The 19,699-nt window shown below is 45.9% G+C and carries 14 protein-coding genes; 4 read left to right on the top strand and 10 right to left on the bottom strand.

Annotation, left to right across the window (positions count from 1 at the left end; translation table 11 throughout):
• Window positions 1–2: 2 nt before the first annotated feature.
• The 4 genes from R7044_RS16180 to fabB form a co-directional block, all read right to left on the bottom strand.
• On the bottom strand, window positions 3–4,298 hold the full coding sequence (locus R7044_RS16180; RefSeq protein WP_225455680.1) for a FimV/HubP family polar landmark protein: 4,296 nt from the start codon (window positions 4,296–4,298) through the stop codon (window positions 3–5).
• A 197-nt stretch (window positions 4,299–4,495) separates the two neighbouring features.
• Window positions 4,496–5,509 (bottom strand): aspartate-semialdehyde dehydrogenase, encoded by a 1,014-nt coding sequence (locus tag R7044_RS16185; protein ID WP_005380562.1) that lies wholly within the window; start codon window positions 5,507–5,509, stop codon window positions 4,496–4,498.
• Window positions 5,506–6,639 carry a 4-phosphoerythronate dehydrogenase gene (locus R7044_RS16190; protein ID WP_225455681.1) on the bottom strand — a complete coding sequence of 378 codons (1,134 nt, stop codon included), beginning with the start codon at window positions 6,637–6,639 and terminating at the stop codon, window positions 5,506–5,508. Before R7044_RS16190 ends, R7044_RS16185 begins: the two co-directional genes overlap by 4 nt.
• Before the next feature lie 340 nt (window positions 6,640–6,979).
• On the bottom strand, window positions 6,980–8,191 hold the full coding sequence (gene fabB / locus R7044_RS16195) for a beta-ketoacyl-ACP synthase I (RefSeq protein WP_005380557.1): 1,212 nt from the start codon (window positions 8,189–8,191) through the stop codon (window positions 6,980–6,982).
• A 128-nt stretch (window positions 8,192–8,319) separates the two neighbouring features.
• Between fabB and mnmC the strand changes: the two genes are divergently transcribed.
• Window positions 8,320–10,338 carry a bifunctional tRNA (5-methylaminomethyl-2-thiouridine)(34)-methyltransferase MnmD/FAD-dependent 5-carboxymethylaminomethyl-2-thiouridine(34) oxidoreductase MnmC gene (mnmC, locus tag R7044_RS16200; RefSeq protein WP_033907372.1) on the top strand — a complete coding sequence of 673 codons (2,019 nt, stop codon included), beginning with the start codon at window positions 8,320–8,322 and terminating at the stop codon, window positions 10,336–10,338.
• 76 nt (window positions 10,339–10,414) lie between these two features.
• Here the strand turns inward: mnmC and R7044_RS16205 are convergent, their stop codons facing one another.
• The 3 genes from R7044_RS16205 to R7044_RS16215 form a co-directional block, all read right to left on the bottom strand.
• The gene (locus R7044_RS16205) at window positions 10,415–10,939 is read right to left on the bottom strand and encodes an NADPH-dependent FMN reductase (RefSeq protein WP_005380552.1); all 525 of its coding nucleotides are present in this window, start codon (window positions 10,937–10,939) and stop codon (window positions 10,415–10,417) included.
• Window positions 10,940–11,085: 146 nt separating this feature from the next.
• Window positions 11,086–11,349: a YfcL family protein gene (locus R7044_RS16210; RefSeq protein ID WP_033907374.1), complete on the bottom strand. Its 264-nt coding sequence runs from the start codon at window positions 11,347–11,349 to the stop codon at window positions 11,086–11,088.
• A gap of 25 nt (window positions 11,350–11,374) precedes the next feature.
• Window positions 11,375–11,905: an elongation factor P hydroxylase gene (locus R7044_RS16215; RefSeq protein WP_005380546.1), complete on the bottom strand. Its 531-nt coding sequence runs from the start codon at window positions 11,903–11,905 to the stop codon at window positions 11,375–11,377.
• Between the two features lie 332 nt (window positions 11,906–12,237).
• Here R7044_RS16215 and R7044_RS16220 point away from each other — a divergent pair, with 332 nt between their 5' ends.
• On the top strand, window positions 12,238–12,861 hold the full coding sequence (locus R7044_RS16220; RefSeq protein ID WP_005380544.1) for a trimeric intracellular cation channel family protein: 624 nt from the start codon (window positions 12,238–12,240) through the stop codon (window positions 12,859–12,861).
• Window positions 12,862–13,084: 223 nt separating this feature from the next.
• Here the strand turns inward: R7044_RS16220 and aroC are convergent, their stop codons facing one another.
• On the bottom strand, window positions 13,085–14,170 hold the full coding sequence (gene aroC / locus R7044_RS16225) for a chorismate synthase (RefSeq protein WP_033907375.1): 1,086 nt from the start codon (window positions 14,168–14,170) through the stop codon (window positions 13,085–13,087).
• A 180-nt stretch (window positions 14,171–14,350) separates the two neighbouring features.
• Window positions 14,351–15,283 carry a 50S ribosomal protein L3 N(5)-glutamine methyltransferase gene (gene prmB / locus R7044_RS16230; RefSeq protein WP_225455682.1) on the bottom strand — a complete coding sequence of 311 codons (933 nt, stop codon included), beginning with the start codon at window positions 15,281–15,283 and terminating at the stop codon, window positions 14,351–14,353.
• A gap of 62 nt (window positions 15,284–15,345) precedes the next feature.
• Between prmB and smrB the strand changes: the two genes are divergently transcribed.
• Complete coding sequence (gene smrB, locus R7044_RS16235) at window positions 15,346–15,876, top strand: endonuclease SmrB (protein ID WP_225455683.1); 531 nt, start codon at window positions 15,346–15,348, stop codon at window positions 15,874–15,876.
• 96 nt (window positions 15,877–15,972) lie between these two features.
• Here the strand turns inward: smrB and sixA are convergent, their stop codons facing one another.
• Window positions 15,973–16,437, bottom strand: coding sequence for a phosphohistidine phosphatase SixA (gene sixA / locus R7044_RS16240; RefSeq protein ID WP_005380537.1), 465 nt, complete (start codon window positions 16,435–16,437; stop codon window positions 15,973–15,975).
• 374 nt (window positions 16,438–16,811) lie between these two features.
• Here sixA and R7044_RS16245 point away from each other — a divergent pair, with 374 nt between their 5' ends.
• Window positions 16,812–19,589: an insulinase family protein gene (locus R7044_RS16245; RefSeq protein WP_053349554.1), complete on the top strand. Its 2,778-nt coding sequence runs from the start codon at window positions 16,812–16,814 to the stop codon at window positions 19,587–19,589.
• Window positions 19,590–19,699 lie beyond the last annotated feature (110 nt).

Here is a 19,699-nt window from a genome sequence, read left to right on the forward strand (position 1 = left end):
GTTTATCGGCCATTAATGGCGTCAATCAGGCTTTTTGCTTCGCGGCGAATATCATCCTCACCGTAAACAATCGCCTCTTCTAGTAGTTTAATCGCCCCTTGAGAATCGTTCATCTCGAGATAGATTTTAGCCAAATCCAGTTTCCCAGCCGCTTCAGCATTGCTATCTACGTCAATATCGCCGATCTCACCGATAACATCTGGAAACTCGTTCAATCCGACATCGAGCTTAAGGTCTTCTTCTTCGAACTCACCACCTTCTCTGTCGACCTGAGCCATCAATTCATCAATCGTCATAAATTGATTTTTCTTCGGGTCGAAGTCATCCAAGTCGCTTTGCTCTGCCCAGTTTTCTTGCGCGATCTCTGGCTGACTTAGTGCATCACTCGAATTCCAAACATCACGCTGGTCCTCAGGCACTTCTTCAGTAGAACTTACGTTATCAGCAGCGGGTTTAAAGCCATCCCAATCATCTCCAACATCAAGCATGGTTTCAAAATCCATACCTGCACTTGCGATGGTGTCACTGTCTAGTTTACCTTCAAATACTTCTGAGTTTGCGTCTTCCGCAAGAAGGTTAGCCATTGATGATTCATCATCCAAATTACTGAGCGGCTCACCCTCTGTCGCTGTTGGCTGCACTTTTGGGTCAGTATCAAAGCCGTTTTGCTGCGCAAATACTTCAAACAAAGCATCATGATCGTTATCGGCTTGAATAGCTGGTCTCGATGTCTCTGCTTCAACCTTAGGGCTCTCTGGCGCACCCTCGTTCATTGACGCGAGAACATCTTCCTCATTGAACTCTGGAAGATCTTGGTCGTCAAAACTTAACTCTTCATCCTCACCGGAGATTGGTTCTATATCTGCAGTCTCAGAGCTCGGTAATTCTGGCTCTTCTTCCATCGACGCCAAGGCATCTTCTTCGCTGAACTCTGGCAAATCGAGCTCATCAAAATTGAACTCTTCTTCGGACTCAGCTGGCAAGTCGGCTTCAACCTGTTCTGGCTCAACGGACTCGGACGTTTCTAACGCAGGTTCGCCAGCCATAGACGCCAGTGCATCTTCTTCACTGAACTCTGGCAAATCGAGCTCATCAAAATTGAACTCTTCTTCGGACTCAGTTGGCAAGTCGGCTTCAACTTGTTCTGGCTCAACGGACTCGGACGTTTCTAACGCAGGTTCGCCAGCCATAGACGCCAATGCGTCGTCTTCACTAAACTCAGGAAGATCCAGCTCGTCAAAATTGAACTCTTCTTCGGACTCAGCTGACAAGTCGGCTTCAACTTGTTCTGGCTTAACGGACTCGGACGTTTCTAACGTAGGTTCGCCAGCCATAGACGCCAGTGCATCTTCTTCACTGAACTCTGGCAAATCGAGCTCATCAAAATTGAACTCTTTTTCGGACTCGGTTGGTAAGTCAGCTTCGACTTGATCTGGTTTAACGGACTCGGACGTTTCTAACGCAGGTTCGCCAGCCATGGACGCCAGGGCATCTTCTTCACTGAATTCTGGAAGATCCAGCTCGTCAAAATTGAACTCTTCTTCGGACTCAGCTGGCAAGTCGGCTTCAATTTGTTCTGGTTCAACGGACTCGGACGTTTCTAACGCAGGTTCGCCAGCCATAGATGCTAGAGCATCTTCTTCGCTGAATTCTGGAAGATCTAGCTCATCAAAATTGAATTCTTCTTCTGAATCGTTGGTCGACTCAGTTTCCGGCTCCAATTCAGGCTCATCCAGTAGCCAATCTTCTTCTTGTGGAACACCGAATTCATTTTCTATTGTATTTGGTGTCGGCGTGAAGGCTGGAATGTCTTCCTCTTGCTCAACGTGAGGCTGTACCTCAGCACCGGACTCCACGGATGGTTCTTGTGTTGAATCAGTATCGGTAGCCTCTTGTTGTAGTGATGAAGCTTCCTCTATCTCCGTTTGTGTTTTTTCAACTTGCTGCGGTAAATCGTCTTCACTATCAAATAGAGCGTCAAGTTCAGCAGAAAAATCCGCTTTTTCTTGTTCTGTTGGCAGAAGTTCTTCACTGTCTGACTCAAATAGGTCGTCTAGCTCGCTCATTAAAGGATCATTCTCTGGTGAGAGGTCCTCTAAATCACCAAGAAATTCATCGCTGCTAAATGGCTCTGAAGCAGCCTCTGGCTCGGTTAATGGTTGCTCTTTTGCAGCTTGTTGCGTGTCTGGTTGGCTTTCACTTAATAAAGCGTCGATGTCCAATCCAGACTCAATGTCCTGATCTTCATGAGTTTGTTCTGACTCAACTACGGAAGATGGCTTTTCGTCGGCGTCTGGCTCACCAAAACCAAGTGATTTCAGTAACTCTTCCTCTTCCGATTTATTCTGCTCTGGGCTCTCGTCCTCTCGAATCAGATCATCAAACGGATCTAAATCAGCTTCAGTCTCTTCATCAAGTTCAGAGGTAACATCATCAATGAGTTCATCCAGTAAGTCTGTGCTATCTGCGTCTAACTCTTCGATCGAGTCATCACCTTCAAAACCAGAGATTGCTTCTAGCTCGTTTAGTGGATCAAACTCGTCTGTGTCATCTTCATCAAAATCAATGAGTTCATCGAGTAGCTCTGTACTGTTTTCATCTAGAACAGGACCTTCATTGGCGTCAGCTTCTCGAACTTCCGATTCGCTAGCCGGTTGTTCATACTGGGCCAATAGCTTATCGATATCGTCGTCAGATGCCTCTCCTACACTAAAGTCATCATCCGACACAGGCTGTTTTAACTCAGGCTCATCAGTATCTAAATCGAAGTCATCGTTGCCAAGTTCAGCAAACAAGTCATCAAGCATATCCTGGTCGACAGTGTCACTTGGTAACTCTTCTGACGGCTCATCGGCTGCAAGTAACTCGGCAAATGCGTCGTCTGAAAGCGAGTCTGATTTCTCATTCGTATCATCCGAAAGATCGAAGCCAGACTCATCGTCATCGAGCACTTCTAGTTCTGGAGCAACCTCATCTAAGGCTCGCTCCATTTCTTCTAAACCAAGCGCTTTTTCTTCGCCGTTGACTTGGATACCATTGTTCGATGATTCAAACTCATCCAGACCAACATCTAGGTCGCCGTCATCGCCAATATCTGCAAATGGGTCATCGTCCCCTTCCAGATTGAAATCAAGTTCTTCATCGTCGAGGTTAGCAAAGACGTCTTCTTCTAAATCTGACTTCTCTTCTTGTAAAGACTGTGTGTTGATATCTTCATCTGCAAACAATTCATCATCAAGCGTGAGCTCTTCATCAAGCTCATCCGCCGCCGCTAAACCGATTGGCGCCGCAAGAGGATCAACGTTTTGCTGTTCCTGTGCAGCCGCATCTTCCTCTTTCGCTTTAGAGCGTCGACCAAGAAGCATAACAACTAGCAACGCAATCAAAGCACCAGGAATTAATGCCGCAAGACCAACAAGCCAACCATTCGACAAAATTTTGTCCATGGTGCTTGGTTGCATGCGTTGTTGTTCAGCAAGGCGCTGGCGTTCTTCAGCAAGCAGCTTCTCGACTTCTGAGCGAATGCGTTCTTCGTCATTCAGCTCGCTTTTCAAAGTTTCGACTTCGCTTTGCACTTCTGACAGCATCAATCGAAGACGATGGTTCTTCTCTTCTAATGAGTCTAATTCACTTTGTGAGCCTTGAAGTTTGTCCTTTAGCGCACTGACCTGCTTTTCACCCTGCGGAGAGGTGGTTACTGGTGGCGCAGGGATGACGGGTATTGTTTTCGGAGTTGGTTTTGGCTCCTTTGCTGCCACTGTCTCTGGCTTAGTCGCAGGCTTGGGTTCTACTTTAATTTGTGGCTTTGGTTGTTCGGTGACTCGTTGTGCTGGCGTCGCTCTATTTGTCGGCTTCGGCTGTTTTAACTTAGCTTCATGCGCCTTCATAATCGCAACAGCTTGCGCTGTGGTCGCGCTTTGCACTTGCTCTAGAGAAGGTACTCGTAGCCGACTCCCTGGGATCAATTCATGAATGTTTTGGTTCTCAAACGCTTGAGGGTTAATTCGGTAAATGGCAAGAAGCGTTTGTTGAACGGTAACACCGCGTGAAGGTCGTAATTCTGAAGCGATCGACCATAGTGTTTGATTTTCACCAGTCGGACCAAAGAAACGTGCCGGTTGAGTATTCGCAGGAGGAGCAGGTAATGCTCGCTCAATATCTTCAGCATAGCTTGGAGATGATTGCACTTCACCAGACGGTCCAACAAGACGAATTCCTTCGGCTTGAACCACTGATGATGTCTGAGTCGCGCTCATCAACACAAGGGCTGCTAACAAACGCTTATAATTTTGACGCATAGAAGGCTCAGTTTTGTGCTAGATACAATTTGAAATGGTGATCGGTTAAATATATCGGATATCGCATGCAAAACTATAGCGTTGAGAATAAAAAATGTGTGGCTCTCGCCATATTCGTACTAATCTCACACTATTTTGTTTCGTTCGTACAAAAAAGCCTCGCACTGTGCGAGGCTTTGAAATGAACTGTAAGCGACTTAGTAGTAATCGCGGATCAGAACTTCTGCGATTTGCACCGCGTTAGTTGCCGCGCCTTTACGCACGTTATCAGCAACAACCCACAGGTTTACGCCGCTATGATGGCTGATATCGTTACGGATACGGCCAACCATTACATGGTCTTTACCGCCCGCATCGCGAACTTGTGTAGGGAAGTCTTCACCGTGGAACACTTCGATACCGTCTGTTTGCTCAAGCAAGTTAACAACTTCTTGTGCATCGATAGGTGAACGAGTCTCAATGTGAAGTGCTTCTGCGTGACCGTAGAATACAGGAACACGTACACACGTTGGATTGACTGTGATTGATGGATCGTTAAAGATCTTCTGTGTTTCCCACACCATTTTCATTTCTTCTTTGGTGTAGCCGTTTTCCATCATCTGATCGATTTGTGGAATACAGTTAAACGCGATCTGTTGAGAGAATTGCTTCTTGTCAGCTGGCAGACCATTTAGCAACTTAGCGGTTTGACCAGCCAACTCATCAATGCCCGCTTTACCCGCACCTGATACCGATTGATAAGTTGAAACGTTGATACGCTCAATACCGACAGCATCGTGGATTGGTTTAAGTGCGACTAACATTTGGATAGTCGAACAGTTTGGGTTGGCGATGATGTTACGGTTACGGAACTCTGCAATCGCTTCTGGGTTTACTTCTGGCACAACAAGAGGAATGTCGTACTCATAACGGAAGTGTGATGTGTTGTCGATAACAATCACGCCTTCATCAGCGGCAATTGGAGCCCACTTGGCTGATAGCTCACCACCAGCAGAAAACAGTGCGATATGCGCTTGAGACCAATCGAACTCTTCTACGTTTTGAACGCGTACCGTTTTACCATTGAAGCGGTAAGTCTTGCCTTCGCTGCGCTCACTCGCGAGTAGGAAGATTTCGCCTACTGGGAATTTGCGCTCTTGAAGCACATCCAAAATTGTTTCACCGACCGCACCGGTCGCACCTAAAATGGCAACATTATATTGCTGGCTCATTGACTTACCTCAATCTGAAAACCTAGTTCTGCTAATGGAACAAGGTTACATGTTTTGTTACCCACTAGCGTGACAGCGCTGTATTCACGGCGATCCCAGTAGTTTTTACGCATCAGGTCAAAAGCGCCTGGCTTACTGATTTCACGGCGGAAAAGAGCGTCATCTCTACGCACATCATAGATTAACTGCGTGATGTTATGCAGTGTTGCTTCGTCCCAAGCTCTGTCCAATACCATAGTAGGAACAGGCGCGGTTGGCAGTAAATCGCTGGCATGCGCACGTAATTCGTTATTTAAGAACTCACAGTAGCTGTTGAAAATCATCGTTGTACCGCGAGCTTTCCCTTCCAAGCCGTAGCCTGCAACGTGAGGGGTTGCGAATGCTAGCAGAGGCAGAAGCTCCATATCAACCTCTGGTTCAAATTCAAATACGTCGAGTGCCGCTGTAAAGCCATCATTTTTCAAAAGACGTTGTTTCAAAGCAGCGTTGTCAACGATGGGACCTCGAGCCGCGTTAATCAAAATTTGATCGCTGCGGAGACCATTTAATACCTTCTCATCAATCAAATGATGCGTTGGGTATGGGCCACCTTTGGTGATTGGCGTATGTAGTGTAATGATGTCTGAGCTTTCAATCAGTTCTGTCAACGGAGTAAAGCTACGAGGATCACCAGCCTCTTGTTTGAATGGGTCATTGATGAGAACTTCAATACCCATGCCTTTCAAACATTTCTCTAGGTAGCTACCTACTTGGCCTGCACCAATAATACCTACCGTCTTGTCAAATACCGAGAAACCTTGTTGCTGAGCGAGCACCATCATCACGCTGAACGCGTATTCCGCCACACCCACTTTGTTACACCCTGGCGCCGCAGTGAAGAAAATGCCTTTCTCTTTTAAGAGTGCTTGGTCAACATGATCCATGCCTGCCGTGGCCGTACCAACAAACTTCAGCTTGTTTGCTTTGCTGATCAGGTCAGCATTCACTTTGGTGACTGAGCGAATCATTAGGGCATCAACATCCACTAAATCATCGGCGGTCAGTGTACGACCTGGTTTTAGAATTACGTTACCGAGTTGGCTGAATAGTTCTTCAGCATACGGCATATTTTCATCAACAATAATTTTCATAGCGCCAGCGTTCTAACATCCATTTGTAAGAGTTCGTTTATTCGCAAGATGCGAAACTAAAGCGATTGTGCCCTTTTCCCGAAAAATCTCAAGATATAACACCAATAAACCTCAAGGAGGTAACTCCTATAGAATCAATTGACGGGAAGCCTAGAGAAAAGCAGAAACAGAGAAAAGAAAAAGCCCGGCTAAATAGCCGGGCAAAGTTCCAGAACAAAAGGATCCTATCCCGCTCTCCATGGGATAGAGTCTGCGTCTGTTCGATCAGTGTGACTGATCAAGCTCTGGAAACTGGATTGTTGGCGTTTACAGTACTCTCGCAAGGCGCCAACAAATTCAGTTAACCTTGGTACTTTTTAATAACCAAAGTTGCGTTTGTGCCGCCAAAGCCAAAGCTGTTTGACATTACGGTCGTTAGCTCTGCATCACGTGCTTCTGTCACGATGTCCAGACCTTGTGCTGCTTCGTCCAAGTTTGAAATATTGATGCTTGGAGCAATGAAGTTTTTGTCTAGCATAAGTGTTGAGTAAATTGCTTCGTGCACGCCCGCTGCGCCGAGTGCGTGGCCAGTCATTGCTTTTGTTGCAGAGATTGCAGGGCTGTTCTCACCAAACAATTGTTGGATAGCACCAAGCTCTTTCACGTCACCAACTGGTGTCGATGTGCCGTGCGTGTTGATGTAATCCACACCATCAACGTCTTGCATCGCCATCTTCATACAACGAATTGCGCCTTCACCTGATGGCGCTACCATGTCGTAGCCATCTGATGTCGCACCGTAACCTACGATTTCACCGTAGATTTTCGCACCACGTGCCAGTGCGTGCTCTAGTTCTTCAATAACCAGCATGCCGCCGCCGCCCGAGATAACAAAACCGTCACGGTCTGCATCGTATGTACGAGATGCTTTGTCTGGCGTGTCATTGTATTTGGTTGACAGTGCGCCCATCGCATCAAACATCATAGTTTGAGACCAATCTAGCTCTTCGCCGCCACCAGCAAAAACAATATCTTGTTTGCCTAGTTGAATAAGCTCCATAGCATGGCCGATACAGTGTGCAGATGTTGCACATGCAGAGCTCATTGAGTAGTTCACGCCACGAATCTTAAATGGCGTAGCAAGACAGGCAGAAACAGTAGAAGACATAGTACGAGGAACCATGTAAGGACCAACTCGCTTTACGCCTTTGGCGCGCATCGTGTCTGTCGCTACCGTTTGATTGTATGCAGAAGCACCGCCAGAACCTGCAACGATACCGGTACGATCGTTTGAAACCTGTTCTTCTGTAAGACCAGCGTCTGCGATTGCCTGCTCCATTGATAGGTATGCATAAGCAGCCGCATCACCCATAAAGCGCATCTGCTTACGGTCGATGTGTTCCGCCGGGTTGATTTTTAGGTCACCCCATACTTGCGAACGAAGACCGTGTTCTTTGAACTGCTCAGATGCAGTGATGCCAGATTTGCCCGCTTTAAGAGACGCTAGAACTTCTTCGACGTTGTTACCGATACTTGAAACAATACCCATACCGGTGATTACGACTCGTTTCATTATGACATTCCTATAATTCAAAAATCCGCTAGATGATAACTAAGATAGTCAACAAAAGTGGTCAGCTTTCCCATAAATTCGTACAATCGCCCCATTCTTACCGCGCCAAATCACAAATTTGCACCATTATGACTTCAATAAAAAACGCAGAACTTGGTTGGAACGAAGCTGGTACTCCGGTTTCAGACCAATTTGATGATGTTTACTTCTCTAACGTAAACGGTCTTGAAGAGACACGCTACGTTTTCTTAAACCAAAATCATCTCCCAGAAAGATGGCAGGAATTTGACCAAAGACGTTTTGTCATTGGTGAAACAGGATTTGGCACGGGATTAAACTTCTTAGCAGTATGCCAGTGGTTTAGTGAGTTTCGTCGTCAGCATCCGGACGCAACATTGAAAGAGCTGCATTTTATTAGCTTTGAAAAATACCCATTAAGCAAAGCCGATTTAAAGAAGGCGCATGAAGCTTGGCCTGAGCTAGCTGAGTACGCGGAAAAGTTACAAAAGCACTACCCTGCCGCTGTGCCGGAGTGTCATCGCATTGTTTTAGAAGACGGCGCAATCACACTCGACCTTTGGTTTGGTGACATTAAAGACTGCATGCCGCAAGTTCCATACAACGAACAAGGTTTGATTGATGCTTGGTTCTTAGATGGATTCGCGCCAAGCAAAAACCCAGAAATGTGGAACCAAGGCCTGTTCAACAACATGGCAAAGCTAGCCAAGCAAGATTGTACAGTTGCCACGTTTACCGCAGCAGGCTTTGTACGTCGTGGTTTGAACGAAGCTGGCTTTACAATGAAAAAGGTGAAAGGTTTCGGCACTAAGCGAGAAATGATCGCCGGCTCTATGGAGCAACGTGAAAAGCAGTCGAACCATCTCCCTTGGTTCAATCGCTCAGCATCTAGCAATCTTGATTCGATTGCCATCATTGGTGGTGGTATAGCTAGCGCGGCGTTAGCGAAAACGTTAGTTCGTCGTGGCCAAAACGTCACCCTTTACTGTAAAGACAAACAACCAGCCAAAGGAGCTTCAGGCAATCGACAAGGAGCCGTTTATCCACTGCTTAATGGCCCGCACACGGGTGTTTCACGAGTGTTTGCTCCTGCATTTTTGTTCGCACGTCAGTTTGTTGAACAAGCAGCACAAGAGATCGATTTTGATCATGACTGGTGTGGCGTAACTCAGTTGATGTGGGATGACAAATCCACAGACAAACTGGAGAAAATGCTTGCGGGTAACTTCACTCCAGAGCTCATTCACAAGCTGTCCGCCGAGGAGACTGCGAACACTATCGGGTTACCTATTGATATGGCGTCTGTGCACTACCCAATGGGAGGGTGGCTGTGCCCTGCCGAGTTAACTCGCGGGTTAATTAAACAATTGGAGAAGACGTCGTTACTCTCAACGAAGTTTGAACACCATGTTGAGGCATTAGATTGGGATGAAAAGCGTCAGTTCTGGCTACTAACGGCGAGTGGTCAAACATTTGAGCACTCAACGGTTGTAATTGCGAACGGCCATGAGTTCCAGACATTGAGTCAAACCGCTTCCCTACCAATGGGACAAGTGAAAGGACAAGTCAGTCATGCGCCAGCAACAGAAACGCTGAGTCAGCTGAAAACGGTGTTGTGTTACGACGGTTACATGACACCTGTTAACCCAAGTAATCAACACTTGTGTATCGGTGCAAGCTACGACCGCAGTCACCTTGACTACGAATTTGATGAAAACGCCCAAAAAGATAATGCGGAAAAGCTAGTGAAATGTGTACCGAATCAAACATGGGCAAAAGAGGTAGATATCACTGATAATCAATCTCGCCAAGGTATTCGTTGTGTTAGCCGAGATCACTTACCATTTGTCGGGAATGTGGGTGACTTTGAGACGATCAAAACGCAATACGCCAACTTACAAAATCAAAAAGCAGAAGAGGTAGAAACCATTCATCAGTACCCTAACCTATTCTGCTTCTTAGGTTTAGGATCTCGTGGACTGAGCTCTGCACCATTATTAGCTGAAGTGTTGGCCTCCCAGATCTGTGGGGACCCGCTGCCATTACCGGTTGATGTATTGACCGAACTTCACCCAAGTCGAATGTGGGTTCGTAAACTAAGAAAAGGCAAAGCCATTACCGAGCTGTAAGAGTATTCTCTCGTTTTAATTCCCGACACAGATACGTGTCGGGAATCGCTAACTCACTAAGTTGCTCGTACTGAGATTACTTCAGCAGTGCAACTGCCTGTTTCACTTGCTCTGCCACTTCTGGGTTTACAACCTTACCCGATTCCACGTCAAAATTTTCGTAGAAGCTCGGCACAGATAACGATGCCTTTACATCCGCGCCAAAAAATTGAGCAGAACCTGTCGCCGCCGCAAGAACACTTTGTGCACCACCGGGACCTGGGGAAGTTGCTAAATAAACGACAGGTTTGTTTTGAAATACATTACGCTCAATGCGCGTCGCCCAATCGAACAAGTTTTTATAGGCCGCTGGGTACGAACCGTTATGCTCTGCGAAGGAAACAACGAGAGCGTCAGCCTCCGCCAAGTCACGTAAAAACGCGACAGCCCCTTCAGCTTGACCTATTTCTTTCTCTTTGTCCTCGCTAAACATTGGCGCTTGATAATCGTTTAAGTCTAGAACATTCACTTGAGCGCCTTCGACTTGATTTGCTGCGTATGTAGCAAGTAGTTTGTTGATTGAGGTAGAGCTGGTAGATGCACCAAATGCGACAATTTTCATGGTTGTAATCCTTTGTTCACGTTTTATGCTGATCAGAATAAAAGTTGAACAGTTTCGCTACAACCACAAAAATTTTATTGAGAGGTTCGAATTTTTCGAAGTAGTAAATGACTAGGATTAAATAAAGGGAGAACGCTGCTTAGGGATTAAGCCTGAGCCTGGAGCTCTTGCCACAAGTCACTGACAATCACGCGATCGGCCGGGCTTAACTCGGTACGCGAATCTTCTAAGCTGCTCTCAATGCGTGACTTCAGCTCAGCAATATCGCTAATCCCTTCTTCTTCACAAGACGCCGCGGATAAAGAGATGTGACCACGTAAATAACCACCAGCAAACAATTCATCGTCAGATGCTGTTTCAATTCGAGCATCAATCAGTTCCAGTAGTTTTTCTTCAAATTCAATAATCATGGTGTATCTCTGAGGTTATTAGTGGTTATTTAACGCAAAAGTCCGACGCTTCCAGTGGCTTAGTTTGATAAAATGCGCGCAGGGCATCAGAAAGCATTTTCACTCGCAAAGGCAAGCCAACGTCCAAAATACCTAGCACTTCTTTATGCACTTTTTTCATAAAGCCGAGCCTATCTGGTTCAAAATCGCCGTGTAGATTGTCACAACTCACCGTAAAAGGGAAGCCAGCGCTTTGTGCCAGAATCCATTCATAAGCTTGAGGTCGCACTTCAACTTTCTCAAACTCCGCTTGAACTTCTGCTGTTCGCCCATCAGGTTCATACCAATAACCAAAATCTTCCAGCAAACGACGCTCTGGACCAGCCACACACCAATGCGAGATCTCGTGTAAAGCAGAGGCGTAAAAACCCCGAGCAAAAATAATCCGATGATGAGGGTGTTCATCATCAGCAGGAAGATAAATAGGCTCATCACCACCTAACTCTAATTTCGTATTAAATTGTTCTAAAAAGGTGTCATTAAAAATGGTGATTAAGTCTTGGTATTCGTGGGTCATCGTCGAGTTTGTACTTCAGTTTGACATGCGCTGCATATTGTCGCTGTTTTTAGCTATGAGGTAAAGGCAACCCCACATTTTTGGTTATTAGTTGAATTTATCTGAACATCGCTTTCTCCATACAATTTCTCATTCGTCAGCGTACTTATTTACCACTACACTCTCGCCTTATTTTGATGCCGTTCAAACCGCTATTTTTAAGCCGTTTGATTACAAGCATGTTGCTGGTTTTAATCACTTTTTAAGAGAGATAGAACCGTTTGTAAGTGTTGTTACTTCGCCTACGCTGATTCTCGTAGAACGTAGTGACTTTTTACGTTGAGTGTTTCCCTATGTTGCTAAGTGTGTTGTATATCATTGGTATCACGGCTGAAGCCATGACAGGTGCGTTAAGTGCTGGTAGAAGAAAGATGGACTGGTTTGGTGTTATGTTGGTGGCCAGCGCAACGGCCATTGGTGGTGGCACCGTACGTGACATTCTATTAGGCCACTACCCTCTTGGTTGGGTAAAAAACCCAGAGTTCCTTGCAATTACGTGTGTTGCAGGTGTGCTAACAACAGGTTTAGCGAAATGGGTGATTAAGCTGAAAGGTCTGTTCATTCGCCTCGATGCATTAGGTTTAATCGTGTTTAGTATCATCGGAACAAAAATTGCGATGGGCATGGGCTTGCACCCTGGTATTTGTATGGTTTCAGCGTTAGTAACTGGTGTATTCGGTGGGCTACTTCGCGACTTAATCTGTCGCCAAACACCATTGGTACTGCATGAAGAGCTTTACGCTTCTGTCGCGCTTATCGCATCAGGAATGTACTTAGCGCTATTAGAATTCAATGTTCCCGATGTCACTGCCACTATTATTACACTGGTTACTGGTTACATGTTGCGTATGGCTGCGGTACGCTTTAAGTGGCGTCTGCCTTCTTTCCATTTGGAAACCGAAGGCTCGATTCATTAAGCAAAAACTACTTAAACAAAAAAGGTTGCCTGATAAAATTGTGCCACCCGCGATTCAGTGAGTGGCATAATTTTATATTCAGTCATCCTGAACAGCGACGAAGGAGCATGATTCAGGATCTATTATCCGAGCACTCTGTTGTCAGAGATGTTTCTTTCTCTTTTCATCGTGCTGAAATTAGATTCCTAGTCTCGCTATAGCTCGCTGGAATGACACAAAGCTCTTAAATCTTCGGTGTTTCAGTTGTTACGCCATGGTTTTGACCACGGTGGCGTAGTAAATGATCCATCACCACAATAGCCAGCATCGCTTCTGCGATAGGCACAGCACGAATACCCACACATGGGTCATGACGACCTTTGGTGATCAACTGAGTTGGTTCACCTTCTTTTGTGATGGTCTCACCCGGCACAGTGATACTTGATGTTGGCTTAAGCGCAATGTTTGCGACAATGTCTTGACCAGTCGAGATACCACCAAGAATGCCACCCGCATGATTACTACCAAAACCTTCAGGAGCAAGCGTATCACGGTGCTGACTGCCTTTTTGGTTTACCACCTCGAAACCGTCTCCGATTTCTACGCCTTTCACCGCGTTGATGCTCATTAGTGCGTGCGCGATGTCTGCATCCAGACGGTCAAATACGGGTTCCCCGAGACCAACAGGCACGTTAGTTGCCACAACCTGGATTTTTGCGCCAATAGAGTCGCCTTCTTTTTTCAGGTCACGGATAAGTTGGTCAAATGCTTCTACTTTGTCAGCATCAGGGCAGAAGAATGCATTGTTCTCGATTTCGCTCCAATCTACCTTGTCGATAGATACATCACCCATTTGTGACAAGTAAGCACGAATCTCAACACCAAACTCATCTTTTAAGTATTTCTTCGCGATTGCACCAGCCGCCACACGCATTGCGGTTTCACGAGCTGAAGAACGGCCGCCACCGCGATAGTCGCGGATGCCGTATTTTTGGTGGTAAGTGTAATCAGCATGACCCGGTCTGAACTTATCTTTGATGTCAGAGTAGTCTTTTGAGCGCTGATCGGTGTTTTCAATTAGCAAACCGATCGATGTGCCCGTGGTTTTGCCTTCAAAAACGCCAGAAAGAATTTTAACTTCATCCGGTTCACGACGTTGTGTGGTGTAACGTGATGTGCCTGGACGACGGCGGTCGAGATCGATTTGTAGATCTGCTTCTGTAATTTCCAACCCCGGAGGACATCCGTCTACGATACATCCCAGTGCGATACCGTGACTTTCCCCGAATGTCGTCACTCGGAAATGTTGTCCGATACTGTTTCCTGCCATTACTTCCTCAAGTTTTTATCGCCACGCTCTCTCAAAACAGAGCATAGCTGCTTTCCAATTCTTCGTGGATTCATAGTGGCTTTATTACGTTTTGATGTAAAGAGTTAATATCGGCGAGGTATGCATAAAAAAAACACCGAGCATAAAGCTCGGTGTTTTGATGTTTAGTGCAAGACTCTATTAGTCTTTGTACAGTTTAAACTCTTCTGCACACTCAACCAGCTGGTCACGCGTTAGCATAAATACGCCATGACCGCCGTTCTCGAACTCAATCCAAGTAAATGGAATCTCTGGATACTGTTCCATCATATGAATCATTGAGTTGCCGACTTCGCAAATAAGAATGCCGTTATCTGTTAGATAATCTGGCGCGTTAGCAAGAATACGACGCACTAGTTTTAGACCATCCGTACCCGCAGCTAGCCCAAGCTCAGGCTCATGCGTGAACTCATCTGGCAGGCTGTTCATGTCTTCTTCATCCACATATGGTGGGTTGGACACGATTAGATTGTATTTCTCTTTTGGAAGATCACGGAACAAATCAGAGCGAATTGGGAACACTTGCTGCTCCATGCCATGATCTTGTACGTTTTGCTCAGCCACTTGTAGAGCATCTGTAGAGATGTCGATCGCATCCACTTCTGCTTCAGGGAAAGCGTGCGCACAAGCAATCGCGATACAACCAGAACCCGTACATAGGTCCATGATGCGCGTAGGCTCTTCCACCAACCAAGGTTGGAATTCCGCTTGAATCAACTCACCGATTGGAGAGCGTGGTACAAGTACACGCTCATCAACGAAGAACTCAAGACCGCAGAACCATGCTTTGTTGGTTAGGTATGCTGTTGGCGTACGCTCGTTGATGCGTTTTACTACGCGCCCAACAATACGCAGACGCTCGCTTGTCGTTAGGCGAGAGTTCAATACGTGCGGAGGCACATCAATCGGCAAGTATAAGGTTGGCAGGATAAGCTGAACTGCTTCATCCCACGCATTATCAGTACCATGACCGTAAAACAGGTTCGCTGCATTAAAGCGGCTTACCGTCCAACGAATCATATCTTGAAGGGTATGCAGCTCCGATACCGCTTCTTCTACAAAAATCTTATCCAAAATTGCCTCCGAAAAGCGCTACAATACTGCCAATAAAGTTTATTAATGAAATTGTTTACCTAATGAGCAAAAAAGACACCGAGAACGATGACGATTTCGCCTTGTTTCAGGAAGCAGTACAGGGCGTAAAAAAGTTGCGACAGGATACCATAATCCAGCAACCAAAAAAAAATACTAAGCAAAAAGAAATCAAGCGCTCCAACCGTGAAGCGAGTGACTCTGAATTTTACTTTTCAGACGAGTTTGTCCCTCTATTAAACGATGAAGGTCCAACTCGTTATGTACGTGACGACGTCTCCACTTATGAAGTCAAACGTCTACGTCGTGGCGTGTATGTACCGGACGTGTTCCTCGATATGCACGGCATGACACAGCAAGAAGCAAAACGCGAGCTTGGTGCGATGATAGCCTATTGCATCAAAAACGAGATTCATTGTGCGTGTGTGCAACATGGTATTGGGAAACACATCCTGAAACAGAAAGCCCCACTTTGGTTAGCACAGCATCCTGACGTTATGGCTTTTCACCAAGCGCCACTAGAATTTGGTGGTGATGGTGCGTTGTTAGTGTTGCTTTCAATTCCTGAAAAGTAACAAGCTTGCTGTAGACACGACGAAACGAAAAGGCAGGGATCTCCTGCCTTTCTTATTCGGTCTCTAATTTGCAAACGCTTATTTTGGTTTAGACACTTATGGCGTAATATGCCATAGCACTTCACCATTTTGTGTTTGTAAATCATATTCAATACACACTAGGCCTGATGTAGGAAACATCGGAGGTGTCATGTCTTTTACAAACTCTGAAGTCAGATAACCGACCAAAGGCAAATGCGATACGAACAAAAGCGAGTCCAATTGTTCGACTTCGATTAACGCACTTGCGAAATCGAAGACATGCTCGGACTGGCCATAAGGTGTAATATCTTCACAAGTTTCAATGCTTTTTGCAGAGAAATACGCACTGATCTCTTGCCAAGTTTGTTGAGCTCTAATGTACGGACTCACCAACACTTTATCGAATTGCGCAAAACCCTGTTCTTTACAGGCTCTAGCAACCGCTTCTGATTCGACTCTGCCTCTTGGGGTCAATTGTCGTGCTGCGTCTGAATCTGCAAAATGCTCGGCTTCACCGTGACGCATGATGAATATTTTCATGTTATTTCCTAGGGATAGCTAACGCTACCAAAAGGTTGACTGCTATCTTTATTAGATAGACGGGGCTAACTTTAACAATGACGAAACAAAAATACTGATATAATTATCTGTTCATTATACCAATTCGCTTGTTAAAGATAGCGACTTTCTTAACAATCTATTAAAAGAATGTACTCAGTTCATCACACTATTTAACTGTGCAATGAGTTCAGAGCATTCACTCAAACAGTTCTTCCCCATACGCAAACGCGATGGGCCTGTGCAGAAGTCTACGAATAACAAAAATACGGCAAGCAGTATTTGTCGAAACGCAAACTTTGCGCCCCCCGCGAGGGGAGCCTAAATTACTGTAATGCGAAATCTGGAGACGCATCGTGCATCTAAGTCCTAACGATTCAAATCAATACCGCTACATTACCTTGAGCAATGAACTGCGTGTACTGCTGATTCATTCCGATACAGCTCAACAGTCGGCAGCTGCTCTGGCAGTGAACGTTGGACACTTCGACGACCCAAACGATCGCCAAGGTCTGGCACACTATTTAGAACACATGCTTTTTTTGGGTACGGAAAAATACCCTAAAGTGGGCGAGTTTCAAAGCTATATTAGCCAACACGGTGGAACAAACAACGCTTGGACTGGTACAGAGCACACTTGTTTCTTTTTCAATATTGCTCCAAATGCCTTTGAAAGTGCCTTAGATCGGTTTAGCCAATTCTTTACCGCACCTTTGTTTAACGAAGAAGCATTAGACAAAGAGCGACAGGCTGTCGACTCCGAATACAAGCTCAAACTTAATGATGATTCTCGTCGCCTGTATCAAGTTAACAAAGAAGTCATCAATCCAGAGCACCCGTTTTCAAAATTCTCTGTCGGAAACTTAGATACTCTTGGCGACCGAGATGGTAAATCCATCCGCGACGAAATTGTGGAGTTTCACCACTCTCAGTATTCCGCCGATTTGATGACACTGACTCTATTTGGGCCACAGTCGCTCGATGAACAGCAAGCTTGGGTAGAAACCATGTTTGCCGACATCCCAAATCACCACCTTCGTGGAAAATCGATTGATGTACCGATAGGCACTGAGGAAAGCACGGGCATTTTGGTTCAAGTCGAGCCGCTCAAAGAGTTCCGTAAACTGATTCTCACATTCCCCATGCCGGGAATGGATGCGCATTATAGCGTGAAGCCACTCTCCTACTTTGCTCACCTGTTGGGTTATGAAGGAGAAGGCAGTTTGATGCTTCAACTCAAAGAAAAAGGCTGGATTACTTCTCTCTCAGCGGGCGGCGGCGCGAGTGGCAGTAACTACCGAGACTTTACCGTAAGCTGCACCCTGACGCCAAACGGCTTAGATCATGTTGATGATATCGTTCAAGCAGTTTTTCAATACCTCTCGATGATCAAACAAGACGGGTTAGATGAATGGCGCTATCTCGAAAAACAAGCGGTATTAGAATCGGCTTTTCGCTTCCAAGAGCCATCGCGCCCAATGGATCTCGTCAGCCATCTGGTGATCAACATGCAGCACTATCAACCGGAAGACACGGTTTATGGTGACTACAAAATGACGGGCTACGATGAGGAGTTACAGCGTTCATTGCTGCGATACTTAACCATCGATAATGTACGCGTCACTTTGATTGCTAAAGGCCTGGAATACAACCGTACTGCCGAATGGTACTTTACCCCGTACTCCGTCACACCTTTTAGTGAAGACCAACGTCGTTTCTATCAACAAATCGACCCAAGCTGGCAATTCGTCTTACCGGAAAAGAACCCTTATATTTGCTACGACCTCGACCCCATGCCACTCGAAAATGGTGACTCGCTGCCAGAGTTGATTGAGGATCTCGAAGGGTTTCGGCTGTGGCATTTGCAAGATGACGAATTTCGCGTGCCTAAAGGTGTCGTTTATGTCGCTATCGACAGCTCTCATGCCGTTGCATCACCAAAGAACATCGTCAAAACGCGCTTATGTGTAGAGATGTTCCTCGATTCGCTAGCAAAAGAAACCTATCAAGCAGAAATCGCAGGGATGGGTTACAACATGTACGCTCACCAAGGTGGCGTGACCTTAACCCTCTCTGGGTTCAGTCAAAAGCTGCCTCAGTTGCTGGAAATGATTCTGCACCGTTTTGCTTCTCGAGATTTCAGCCCTGCTCGCTTTGAAACCATCAAACAACAACTGTTACGAAACTGGAGAAATGCTTCACAAGATCGCCCTATTTCGCAGCTGTTTAACGCACTTACTGGGTTACTTCAACCCAATAACCCGCCTTTCGCAACCTTAGTCGAAGCGCTAGAAGAAATCGAAGTCGATGAACTCTCGGTATTCGTAGAATCCATTCTTGCAGAACTGCACGTTGAAATGTTTGTTTACGGAGACTGGCAACGCCAGCAAGCCCATGACATGGCTACGACCTTGAAGGATGCTCTAAGAGTTAACGAGCAACGTTATGAAGAGGCACTTCGTCCGCTCATTATGCTAGGTAAAAATGGCAGTTTTCAACGTGAGGTGCATTGTAACCAGCAAGATTCCGCGGTCGTTATTTACCACCAGTGCGAGGATATTGAGCCTCGTAGTATCGCGCTATACTCATTGGCCAATCACCTTATGTCGGCAACGTTTTTCCATGAAATCCGTACCAAGCAGCAATTAGGTTACATGGTAGGCACTGGCAATATGCCGCTAAATCGTCACCCTGGTATTGTACTGTATGTGCAGTCACCTAATGCAGCACCGGCCGAGCTGGTTACCTCAATCGATGAGTTTTTAAATGCCTTTTATATGGTGCTGTTAGAGTTAAACGATTACCAATGGCACAGCAGTAAGCGCGGCTTGTGGAACCAAATAGCAACGCCGGACACCACACTTCGAGGACGGGCTCAACGTCTTTGGGTTGCGATAGGAAATAAGGACACTGAGTTTAACCAACGTGACAAGGTACTGGCGGAGTTGAAGAAGCTGACGCGCGCAGACATGATTCGCTTCGTTGTGAACGAATTGAAACCTCGTACTGCAAATCGTTTGATCATGCACTCTCAAGGTCAAGCGCATTCGGAGGCTCCGCGCATCCATCTAGGACAAGAAATTGGATCAATTGAAGAGTTCCAACTTCGGCCAAAAGATTGCGGCTTGGGGTGATCTAGTTGCGCAGAAATAAAATTGTCGAATACTAAGTATGTACCTAGAGCCCAGTGAGATTGTCGGTCTCATAGATTGAATCGGCACCATAATTAGCAGAAAATTGAAAT

The organism is Vibrio sp. 1402 (assembly GCF_033340275.1).